The organism is Pseudomonas fluorescens, assembly GCF_030344995.1.
Lineage (GTDB): Bacteria > Pseudomonadota > Gammaproteobacteria > Pseudomonadales > Pseudomonadaceae > Aquipseudomonas > Aquipseudomonas fluorescens_BF.
Map to the genome: position 1 here is coordinate 3902346 of NZ_CP128260.1, position 11153 is coordinate 3913498.

10 protein-coding genes are annotated in these 11153 nt (G+C 58.3%); 5 read left to right on the forward strand and 5 right to left on the reverse strand.

The features are described from left to right. The first annotated feature begins 72 nt into the window (after positions 1-72). Positions 73-861 (forward strand): AraC family transcriptional regulator, encoded by a 789-nt coding sequence (locus QR290_RS17260; RefSeq protein ID WP_103386947.1) that lies wholly within the window; start codon positions 73-75, stop codon positions 859-861. A 138-nt stretch (positions 862-999) separates the two neighbouring features. After that, positions 1000-2712: an amidase gene (locus tag QR290_RS17265; RefSeq protein WP_289203184.1), complete on the forward strand. Its 1713-nt coding sequence runs from the start codon at positions 1000-1002 to the stop codon at positions 2710-2712. 37 nt (positions 2713-2749) lie between these two features. Here the strand turns inward: QR290_RS17265 and QR290_RS17270 are convergent, their stop codons facing one another. Then, positions 2750-3733, reverse strand: a complete 984-nt coding sequence (locus QR290_RS17270; RefSeq protein ID WP_435875051.1) for a Dyp-type peroxidase — start codon at positions 3731-3733, stop codon at positions 2750-2752. Positions 3734-3892: 159 nt separating this feature from the next. On the opposite strand from QR290_RS17270, the gene QR290_RS17275 reads away from it, so the two are divergent. Beyond that, on the forward strand, positions 3893-4870 hold the full coding sequence (locus QR290_RS17275; protein ID WP_289203185.1) for a TerC family protein: 978 nt from the start codon (positions 3893-3895) through the stop codon (positions 4868-4870). Positions 4871-4912: 42 nt separating this feature from the next. Here the strand turns inward: QR290_RS17275 and QR290_RS17280 are convergent, their stop codons facing one another. Both QR290_RS17280 and QR290_RS17285 read right to left on the reverse strand, forming a co-directional pair. Beyond that, on the reverse strand, positions 4913-6013 hold the full coding sequence (locus QR290_RS17280) for a polyamine ABC transporter substrate-binding protein (RefSeq protein ID WP_115078231.1): 1101 nt from the start codon (positions 6011-6013) through the stop codon (positions 4913-4915). Positions 6014-6265: 252 nt separating this feature from the next. Then, positions 6266-7672: a purine-cytosine permease family protein gene (locus tag QR290_RS17285; protein WP_289203186.1), complete on the reverse strand. Its 1407-nt coding sequence runs from the start codon at positions 7670-7672 to the stop codon at positions 6266-6268. A 325-nt stretch (positions 7673-7997) separates the two neighbouring features. On the opposite strand from QR290_RS17285, the gene QR290_RS17290 reads away from it, so the two are divergent. Both QR290_RS17290 and QR290_RS17295 read left to right on the forward strand, forming a co-directional pair. Continuing rightward, positions 7998-8483 carry a flavin reductase family protein gene (locus QR290_RS17290; protein WP_115078233.1) on the forward strand — a complete coding sequence of 162 codons (486 nt, stop codon included), beginning with the start codon at positions 7998-8000 and terminating at the stop codon, positions 8481-8483. Between the two features lie 67 nt (positions 8484-8550). Further along, positions 8551-9594 carry an LLM class flavin-dependent oxidoreductase gene (locus tag QR290_RS17295; RefSeq protein WP_007950451.1) on the forward strand — a complete coding sequence of 348 codons (1044 nt, stop codon included), beginning with the start codon at positions 8551-8553 and terminating at the stop codon, positions 9592-9594. A gap of 338 nt (positions 9595-9932) precedes the next feature. Here QR290_RS17295 and QR290_RS17300 read toward each other — a convergent pair whose 3' ends face one another. After that, positions 9933-10295 carry a hypothetical protein gene (locus QR290_RS17300; protein WP_289203187.1) on the reverse strand — a complete coding sequence of 121 codons (363 nt, stop codon included), beginning with the start codon at positions 10293-10295 and terminating at the stop codon, positions 9933-9935. Between the two features lie 85 nt (positions 10296-10380). Further along, the gene (locus tag QR290_RS17305; RefSeq protein WP_115078236.1) at positions 10381-10851 is read right to left on the reverse strand and encodes a hypothetical protein; all 471 of its coding nucleotides are present in this window, start codon (positions 10849-10851) and stop codon (positions 10381-10383) included. Between the last annotated feature and the right edge of the window lie 302 nt (positions 10852-11153).

Here is an 11153-nt window from a genome sequence, read left to right on the forward strand (position 1 = left end):
CGGGGGTTGCCAGTACGTGGAAGCGACTCTAACGTGACTGGAAATTACCGACTAACGCCGAAGAACCCACAGATGCCGCCAAAAGGACACGACAAGAGCGTCAGACGCAGCATTCCCGGGTTGCCGAGCCTGCCTCGTCCGTTGTATGGGCGCACCGAATCGCTGCCCAATCGCGCCCTGACCCGCCGCCACAGTCATCCGTGGGTGCAGTTGTCCTACGCGATTCAGGGTGTGCTCGAAGTGCAGACTGCCGTCGGTCGTTTCGTTGCGCCGCCGGAGCGGGCGGTGTGGATTCCGGCGGGCGTGCCGCATCGGGTATTCAGTTCGCCGCACACCGAAATGCGCAGCCTTTACATCGATTGCAGCGTCGCCAGTTGGGCGCCGGAGCGTTGTCATGTGCTCGGCGTCAGTGATCTTTTGCGTGAGCTGATCCGGGCCTTCAGTCAGATTCCTGTCGAGTATGACCAGAGCGGCCCGCATGGGCGTCTGGCCCAGGTGATCCTCGATCAACTGGCCGATGCGCCGCCCATCGATCTGATGCTGCCACTGCCGCAGGACAGTCGCTTGCGCCAGATCTATCAGAGTCTGGAGCAACATCCGGAACAGCAGACCACCCTCGCGCACTGGAGCGAAAAATTCGGCGTTACCGAGAAAACTCTGACTCGGCTGTTCCTGCGTGACACTGGTTTGACCTTCCGCACCTGGCGCCAGCGCCTGCGTCTGCTGGGCGCGCTGACACCGCTGGAACGCGGCGAACGCGTCACCGATGTGGCTTTGGCCTGTGGTTATGACTCGACGTCGGCCTTTATCGCGGCGTTTCGCCAACAGTTCGGTGAGACGCCGGGCGAATTTTTCCGATGAAATTAACCGATATTTATCGACTTTATGCATGCCATTGGGCAAATTTCAGGGTAGAGTTTCGCCCATCAAGAATCTTTGACATCTTTCGACGATAACAATGATCAACCACCCTTTAGCGAACCTGTCGGCGGTAACAGCATGATCGAAGTCACTGAAGTTTCCATTGCCCAATTGCGCGCGGCGCTCGAATCCGGCCAGACCACGGCGGTTGAACTGGTCCAGGCGTATCTGGCGCGTATCGACGCCTTTGACGGCCCGGACACCGCCACTGCCCTGAACGCAGTGATCGTGCGCAATCCTGAAGCGCTGAAAGAAGCGCAAGCTTCCGATGCACGTCGCGCCAAGGGCGAAACCCTCGGCCCGCTGGACGGCATCCCTTACACCGCCAAGGACAGCTATCTGGTCAAAGGCCTGACCGCCGCGTCCGGCAGCCCGGCCTTCGCCGATCTGGTGGCCCAGCGCGACGCGTTCACCATCGAACGCCTGCGTGCGGGCGGCGCGATCTGCCTGGGCAAGACCAACATGCCGCCGATGGCCAATGGCGGGATGCAGCGCGGAGTCTATGGGCGTGCTGAAAGTCCTTACAACGCTGATTATCTGACTGCGCCGTTTGCATCCGGCTCGTCGAACGGCGCGGGTACCGCCACCGCTGCCAGCTTCTCGGCATTCGGTCTGGCGGAAGAAACCTGGTCGAGCGGTCGCGGCCCGGCGTCGAACAATGGCCTGTGCGCCTACACGCCGTCGCGCGGGGTGATTTCGGTACGCGGCAACTGGCCGCTGACGCCGACCATGGACGTAGTGGTGCCGTACGCCCGCACCATGGCCGATCTGCTGGAAGTGCTCGACGTGGTGGTCGCCGAAGACACCGATACCCGTGGCGACCTGTGGCGCCTGCAACCCTGGGTGCCGATCCCGAGCGTCGCCTCGGTGCGCCCGGCTTCCTATCTCGAACTCGCCGTGAAAAGTGATGCACTGGCCGGCAAACGCCTGGGCGTGCCGCGCATGTACATCAACGCCGACCCTGAGGCCGGCACCAGTGAAGAACCTGGCATCGGCGGCCCGACCGGGCAACGCATCAACACCCGCGCTTCGGTGATCGACCTTTGGAAACAGGCGCGTCAGGCCCTCGAAGCGGCCGGCGCCGAAGTGATCGAAGTGGATTTCCCGCTGGTCTCCAACTGCGAGGGCGATCGTCCGGGTGCACCGACCGTGTTCAATCGCGGCATCGTCTCCAAAGAGTTCATGCACCACGAACTGTGGGACCTGTCGGCCTGGGCCTTCGATGATTTCCTGCGCGCCAACGGCGACCCGAAACTCAACCGTCTGGCAGACGTCGACGGGCCGAAAATCTTCCCGCACGACCCGGGCACCCTGCCCAACCGTGAAGGCGATCTCGCTGCCGGCATGGATGAATACGTGCGCATGGCCGAACGCGGCATCACGCCGTGGGATCAGATCCCCACCCTGCCGGACGGCCTGCGCGGTCTGGAGAAGACCCGCAAGCTCGACCTCGAAGACTGGATGGATCGCCTCGGCCTCGACGCCGTGCTGTTCCCGACCAACGCCGACGTGGGCCCCGCCGACGCCGACGTCAACCCGGCTTCGGCGGACATCGCCTGGAGCAACGGCATCTGGGTCGCCAACGGCAACCTCGCGATCCGCCACCTCGGCGTACCGACCGTCACCGTGCCGATGGGCGTGATGGCAGATATCGGCATGCCGGTGGGGCTGACGTTTGCCGGGCGGGCCTATGATGATTCGACGTTGCTGCGCCTGGCAGCGGCGTTTGAAGCGACTGGTTCGAAACGACTGGTGCCGCCACGCACGCCAGCACTGGCGGCAGGCAAGTAAATGCAAAACGGCGGGATCAATTGATCCCGCCGTTTTTTTATCGCTCTGCCAGTTCTTCCAGCAAATCCGCCGAAGGCACGAAGAACAGACTGCCGGTGACTGCCGTGCTGAAGTCCAGCAACCGGTCGTAATTACCGGGTGGGTTGCCAACGAACATGTTCTCCAGCATCTGCTCCAGCGGCTCGGGCGAACGCGCATAGCCAATGAAGTAAGTACCGAACTCCCCAGCGCCTGGCCGGCCGAACGGCATGTTGTCGCGCAGGATTTTCACCTCTTCGCCGTCCTTGGTGATGGTTGTCAACGCGCTGTGGGAATTGCTCGGTTTGACCGAATCGTCCAGCTCGATATCGGACAGTTTGGTGCGCCCGATCACCCGCTCCTGCGCTTCGACCGACAACTCGTTCCACGCCTTCATGTTGTGCAGGTACTTCTGCACCAGTACGTAACTCCCGCCGCTGAACGTGGAATCCTCGTCACCCACGAGGGTGAAATGCTCGGCTTTGCGGCCCACCGGATTTTCCGTGCCATCGACAAAACCGATGATGCTGCGCATGTCGAAATAGCGAAAACCCTGCACCTCGTCGGTCACCGTCACGGCGCCGTCCAGCGCCGACATCAACTGCGTCGCCAGTTCAAAACACAGGTCCATCTGATCGGCTCGAATGTGCAGCAGCAGGTCGCCAGGCGTGGAGACGGCGCGCCGCCCTTCTACGCCAAATTCGCGGAAGTCATGCAGGGATGCGGGGCGTGGACTGCCGAACAGACGATCCCACGCTCTGGAAGAAAATCCGCAAACACAGGAAAGGTTTCCCGAGGGAACGCGCTTGCCAACCGAGCGCGTCAGCCCTGCGATATCGGCGCACCAGACACGGACTTTTTCGGCGTACTCGGCCTCGGCGTTAAGGGTCGCCACGATGAAGATGGCAGCGCTGGTGATCGGGCTGCAGACGGCTTGAGGATCTGGCGTGTCGATGATCGTGGCTCCCGGAGTGGTGGACTGACTCGACAGCGAGGTTAGCAAAGAAGTGTTGAATGAAGTATTACCCGTGCCCTGCCCGCGTCGTCCGACACTTCGCTTTTAACGAACAATACCCACGAAATAAACGATTTTTCTTTGTCGGAAGGCTCCTACTAGCATGGCCCCGTCTACCCCGAAAAACATAAAGACAGGGAGAACGGCATGCACCCCATCAACATCGGCGAACCCTGGATGTGGGTCGCCTTCATCGTTTTTGTCCTCGCCATGCTGGCCATTGACCTGTTCGTCTTCGGTGGGCGCAAGGCGCATCGGGTCTCTGTGCGGGAAGCCTCATCCTGGGTAATTGCCTGGTGCATGCTGGCGATGGCCTTCGCCGGATTGCTCTGGTGGTATCTCAACGGCGAATTCGGTCCCGACATCGCCAAGGTGAAGACCCTGGAGTTCCTCACCGGTTACCTGATCGAGCAATCGCTGTCGATCGACAACATGTTCGTCTTCGTGATGATCTTCAGCTACTTCGCCGTGCCGCCGGAGTTGCAACGCCGAGTGCTGCTGTACGGCGTGCTGGGGGCGATCGTGATGCGCGCGGCGATGATCTTTGCCGGGGTGTGGCTGGTGTCGCAATTCACCTGGCTACTGTATGTGTTCGGCGTATTCCTGATCATCACCGGGATCAAGATGCTGGTGTTTGCCGAGCAGCAACCGGACCTCGATAACAACCCGCTGCTGCGCTGGGTTCGCGGGCATCTGCGGATCACTAACGGCTTTCACGGCGAGCGCTTTTTCGTGCTGCAGAACGGTGTGCGCTGGGCCACGCCGATGTTTCTGGTGCTGGTGCTGATCGAGGCCAGCGACCTGATGTTCGCGGTCGACAGCATCCCGGCGATCTTCGCGGTGACGACCGACCCGTTCATCATTTTCACCTCGAACATCTTCGCGATCATGGGGCTACGGGCGCTGTACTTTTTGCTGGCGGACATGGCCGACCGTTTCCATCTGCTCAAGTACGGACTGGCGCTGGTGCTGGTGTTCATCGGCGGGAAGATGACGGTGATGCCGTGGTTTCACATGCCGGTGGAGTGGTCGCTGGCGATTGTTGGCGGGCTGATTCTGGCGTCGGTGGTGCTGAGTCTGGTGCTGACGAAGGACAAGTCGCCCGAGGAAAGTCAGGCGAAATAATGGCCGAGGGAGCGAATGTGGTTCGCTCCCTCGGTTTTGGGCTTATTTATCCGACTTGATGCTGGTCCACACTCGCGTCCGCACCCGCTCCAGTTTCTGCGGCAACGGCTGCACCACGTACAACTCCTTCAACGCCTCGCTGGTCGGTGTCAGGTTTGGATTGTCTGTGATTTCCTTGTTGATCAGCGGCAGCGAATCCTTGTTGGCGTTCGGGTAGCCAAGGAAATCGCTGATCGAGGCGATGACCTTCGGCTCCAGCAAGTTGTTCAGGAACTCGTGAGCCTCTTCAACGTTTTTCGCGCTCTTGGGAATAGCGAACGTATCAAACCAGATCGGCGCGCCGCCCTTCGGCAAGCGCCAGTCGACCACCACGCCGTTTTTCGCTTCTTTGGCGCGGTTGCCGAACTGGTAGAAGCTGCCGGAATAACCGATGGCCACGCAGATGTCGCCGTTGGCGATGTCGGTCATGTACTTGGCCGAGTTGAAGTAGGTGACGTAGGGGCGAACCTTGAGCATCAGGTCCTTGGCTTTCTCATAGTCGGCCGGATTTTGACTGTTCGGGTCCAGGCCCAGGTAATGCAGGGCCAGCGGCAGGATTTCCGACGGCGAATCGAGCATCGCCACGCCGCAGGATTTCAGTTTTTCCATGTTCTCCGGTTTGAACACCAGATCCCAGCTGTCCACCGGCGCATTCTCGCCCAGCGCAGCCTTGACCTTGGCCGGGTTGAAACCGATCAGCACCGTGCCGACCATGTAGGGCACGCCGTACTGATTGCCGGGATCGTTGGCGTCGAGCAACTTGAGTAGCGCAGGGTCTTGATGACTCCAGTTCGGCAACTTGGACTTGTCGAGTTTCTGGAACACGCCAGCCTTGATCTGCGTATCGAGGAACTGATTCGACGGCACCACCAGGTCATAGCCGGAGTTGCCGGTCAGCAGCTTGGCTTCCAGGGATTCGTTGGTGTCGAAGGTGTCCCAGGTCACTTTGATGTTGCTTTTGGCGGCGAAATCCTTGGGCACCGACGGCAGAATGTAATCCGCCCAGTTGTACACCCGCAGTTCGCGCTGTTCGGCCTGTACGGCGCTGGCCAGCAGCGTCAGCCCGAAAACAGTAGCGCCCAGAATGCGTTTCATCGTGACCATGTTGTGTTTCCCCGAATGCAGCGTGAGTCGATGGTTTTTATGTTCTGTACACGGCAGCGGCTGTCAGATCAGCCAAGGGCAAGGAAGGTGCAGCATTTAGTTGTGGCTTCGATTCTTGCTGACAGCGTAGACGCAGCACAGTAGCCCATCGGCCAAAAGGGGATCGAAATGGCCAATTTGAATGACCGCCGGAATGCGGAAACAAAAATGCCCGACAAAGTGCCGGGCATTGTTTGAGAAGACTGCGGAAGATCAGTCAGTAAAACCCAACCGGGTCGCCTTGCTCTGCTGCGTCCGTCCACGGGTCGCCAGGCAGTAATACAGCGGGCACGTCACGATCAGGCCGACCAGCCATGACAGGTCCGCGCCTTCCACCAGATTGGCGTACGGCCCGACATACAACGATGTGTTGGCGAACGGCAGCTGCACGATGATGCCGATGAAGTAGGCAATGATCGCGTGCAGGTTGAAGCGCCCATAAATGCCGCCGTCGGCACGGAAGATAGAGGCGATGTCGTAGCTGCCGCGCTTGATCAGGTAGAAGTCGATCAGGTTGATCGACGCCCACGGCACCAGCACCAGCAGCAACGCCAGAATCAGGCCGATGAACTCGGAAATGAAATCCGCCGACGCGCCCAGCGCCACCACACAGCACCCCGCCAGCACGATGCTCGACAAGATCACTCGAACCTTGATGCTCGGCGTCCATTGGCTGGCGAAGGTCTGGATCGAGGTGATGATCGACAGCACCGCGCCATACAGATTCAGCGCGTTGTGGCTGATGATGTTGAGCAGGAACAGCACCATCAGAATCGGTCCCAGCCAACCGGTGGATTGCTTGACCGCTGCCATCGCTTCTGTGCCTTCCGGCGTCGCCAGCACCGCCACCGCGCCAAACGTGAACGACAGAATCGTGCCCAGCGTGGCGCCCAGGTAAGTCGCGATAAAGGGCTTGCTGATCCCGATGTCCGCCGGCAGGTAACGGGAATAGTCGGAGACATACGGCGAGAAACTGATCTGCCAGATGATCCCCAGCGACACCGTCGCCAGCCATCCCGAAAGATTGAAGCTGCCACGGGTAAAGAAGTCCGCCGGCAACTCATGGGCAAAGATGTAGATGAACCCCGCCAGCAGCGCGCTACCCATCACCCAGGTGCCAATACGGTTTAGCGTGTGGATGAAGTTGTAGCCAATCACACCAATGGCGGTAGCGCTCAGGGCGCCGATCAGAATGCTCAACGGCGCCGGCACCGACGGCGCGATGCCGACAATGGATTTGCCCGCCAGCACGATGTTGGAAATGAAGAACCCGATATAGATGATCGCTGCGAAGAACACGATCAACAGCGCACCGTAACGCCCGAACTGGCCACGACTCTGGACCATCTGCGGAATACCCATGCGCGGGCCCTGCGCCGATGCCAGGGCGATCACCACGCCGCCGATCATGTGCCCCAGCGCAATCGCCAGCAGCCCCCAGAAAAGGTCGAGATGAAACACCTGAACCACCATGGCGCCGGTGACGATGGGCAGTGGCGCAATGTTGGTGCTGAACCAAAGGGTGAAAAGGTCGCGGGCCTTCCCGTGGCGTTCCGCGAGTGGAACATAGTCGACCGTGTGATTCTCGATCAACGGATCTTGCCGGGACATCTGGGACATAAAAATGAACTCGATTGGGTCTGTTCTTATCGTTGTATGAAGCCAAACCGGGGGAGCTTCGTGGCGGCCCCTCAGATGAAGACCATATTATGGTATTCCAACATTTTCACAAGACTGATCCGCTGTTTACGGCAGTAACTGATCCGGCATCCTCCCTGATAGCCAGCGTTCACGGCTAGAGAAAAGCCCCGTAAATGCTGAGTTTCCGACGGATGAACCACGTTTATCGTTTCACCAAAAAAGCGCTTGCAATCGATGTATTACGGTATACCATCAGACCCATAAACACATAAAAACACGCTTCACCGCACTCGAGGATTGACCAATGATCGATGCTGCCGTCTACAAACAAGTCATGGGCTCGTTCCCGTCCGGCGTTACCGTCATCACCACGCTTGATGACGACGGCCAGATCGTCGGCCTCACTGCCAGCGCCTTCAGCTCGCTGTCGATGGACCCGGCCCTGGTGCTGTTCTGCCCCAACTACAGTTCCGACTCCTACCCTGTCCTGATCAAGAACAAACGCTTTGCCATTCACGTGTTGTCCGGCGGCCAGCAGAGCGAAGCCTATGCCTTCGCCCGCAAAGGCAAGGACAAGGCGCAGGGCATCGAGTGGACGCTAAGCGAACTGGGCAACCCGATCCTGGCCAACGCGACAGCTATCATCGAATGTGAGCTGTGGCGCGAATACGAAGGCGGCGACCACGCGATCATGGTCGGCGCGGTGAAAAACCTCATCGTCCCTCATCAGGACGCCGGCCCGCTGGTGTATTGCCACGGCAAGATGGGTGCCCTGCCCGCCTTCGCCTGATCCGCACGATTGCACTTAAACAGGCCGGCAAGCGACCGGCCGACCACAAGAGATTCGAGGTAGCGTCATGAAATTTTCCCTGTTCGTACACATGGAACGCTGGGACGAAAGCGTCAGCCACCGTCAACTGTTCGAAGACCTGACCGAACTGACGTTGATGGCCGAGGCCGGCGGTTTCAGCACCGTGTGGATCGGCGAACACCACGCCATGGAATACACCATCTCGCCGAGCCCGATGCCGCTCCTGGCCTACCTCGCGGCCAAAACCACCACCATCCACCTGGGCGCCGGCACCATCATCGCGCCGTTCTGGCACCCGCTGCGGGTCGCCGGTGAATGCGCCCTGCTCGACGTGATCAGCAACGGCCGGATGGAAGTCGGCCTGGCGCGTGGCGCCTATCAGGTTGAATTCGATCGCATGGCCGGCGGCATGCCCGCCTCGAGCGGTGGCCAGGCACTGCGGGAAATGGTCCCGGTAGTCCGCGCCCTGTGGCAAGGCGATTACGCCCACAATGGCGAGATCTGGAAATTCCCTACCTCCACCAGCGTGCCGAAACCGATCCAGAAGCCCAACCCGCCGATGTGGATCGCCGCCCGCGACCCGGACTCGCACAACTTCGCCGTGGCCAACGGCTGCAACGTGATGGTCACGCCGCTGATGAAGGGCGATGAAGAAGTCCTCGATCTGAAGAACAAATTCCAGACTGCGCTGGACAACAACCCCGATGTGCCGCGTCCGCAATTGATGGTGCTGCGTCACACCCACGTGCACTCGGCGGATGACCCGGAAGGCTGGAAGGTGGGCGCTAAAGCAATCTCACGTTTCTACCGCACGTTCGATGCGTGGTTCGGCAACAAGGAAGTGCCGGTGAACGGCTTCCTGGCACCGAGCCCCGAAGAGAAGTTTGCCGGCCGTCCGGAGTTTGAGCTGGAGAGCCTGCACAAGACGGCCATGATCGGCACGCCGGAAGAGATCATTCCGCGGATCAAGTACTACCAGGAACTGGGGGTGGATGAGTTCAGTTTCTGGTGCGACAACAGCTTGCCGCATGCGGAGAAGAAGAAGTCGCTGGAGCTGTTTATCAAGCATGTGGTGCCGGCGTTTCGGTAATACGCCGCAGGGGGTATCCACAATAAAAAATGCCCCGACAGGTTCGGGGCGTTTTTATTGGATGCATTCTTCCAGAGCTCAGTCTTTTTCTTTCTCGCGTCTGATTCTGCGTCTGAAAAGAAACGTATGTATTAACAAGTACGCGGAAACAAAGGAAGAATAAATTCCGGCGCCGATCAGTGCCCGGATGAGCCAGTCCAGGTTGTACGCCCATTCACCATGCTTGAAGTAATGACCTAGCGTGACAATTGCCACACCGCATGCGCCTGCGAAAACAAAAAACAGAAAGCACCGGATCAACAATCCGACGACCAGGCGAATAGTGATTTTGTCAGTCTTCACTTTTTACCTCCCAGACTCTGAATGCCGTCTCCGATCATTTCAGATAAATAGGAAACCGACGAATTGCCCACTGTCGTCGCCGCCGCTTCTCCGATGTGCGGCTTGAGCGTATTGCTCATGAAAGGACCACCCTTGAACCCGATGGTCGTCCCGGCAAACGAGCCGATCATTGGCAGGATTGGATCTTCACCCTTGATCAAACTGCCGGCATACGAGCCGCTCAGCCCCATACTCTGGGTCATGACAAACCCCTTGCCTTGTGTCAGGGCGCCGACCAGCGTCGCAATGAATGCATCGGAATAGCTGAACTTATCTCCTTTGGTCAGTTGATAGCTGACATCCTTCAGGCGAAACAGCATTTAGCGTCAAAAGGCTGCTTCCCCTTCAGGATGTGGTAGGTCGCCCGCGCCAACTTGTTACCAACATTTAAACCAATGGCGCCTTTCACTTTAACTTATCTACAGCAATCCAAATCAACGCCCCCCCCAAAGCAACACCAAACCTTACACCCGAAAACTCATACACTAATTCAACGACCTTATCGGAAGAAAAAAACATTACAAGCACCGCTTCGCTCTCTGCAACTTCCAAATAGCCAATCTCATCTTTGTACCGACTATCCGGCCAGTCTGCAATGTCAAAAACAGGAATACCACTTATAGAACTACCCGCCAAATGCCGCCTATGATCTTGCAGAACCTTACGCTCCCCACAGGCAACAAGGCAAACTTTGGCAACAGCGCCACTGACCCGATTAATACCTATTTCCAACAGAGACTCTGCAAAATCACCAACACGCCAGTACAAAGGGGCAGCCGGATACCGTTCTCCCTCGAAAACAACGTCAGCAATTACATACTCGCCAAACTGAATCTCTGCTCGAGATCCTTCTTTAAACCCAGTAACTTTCAACATATTCACTTCGACCTAACCACTGCGTGATAAAGAGCCGGCAGCTGGCCTTCAGATTTAGGAGGTGCAAACATTAACTCCCAGCCATCAACATTTATTACCTTTCTGTACTCTATCCCAGAGCTAGCAGCCATTTCTACCGCTGTCTTCAGACTATTTAATTGAACTTGACTAGCCAATCTAACTGCCTCTGGAGTGTAAAGCTCCGCCTTATAGGCCGCGTATTCGGCGATATGTTTCGTTGCGTTCCCATCAACCCATATCTTGACGCCACTATCAAGGTTCAACTCAAAAAATTGAGGGAT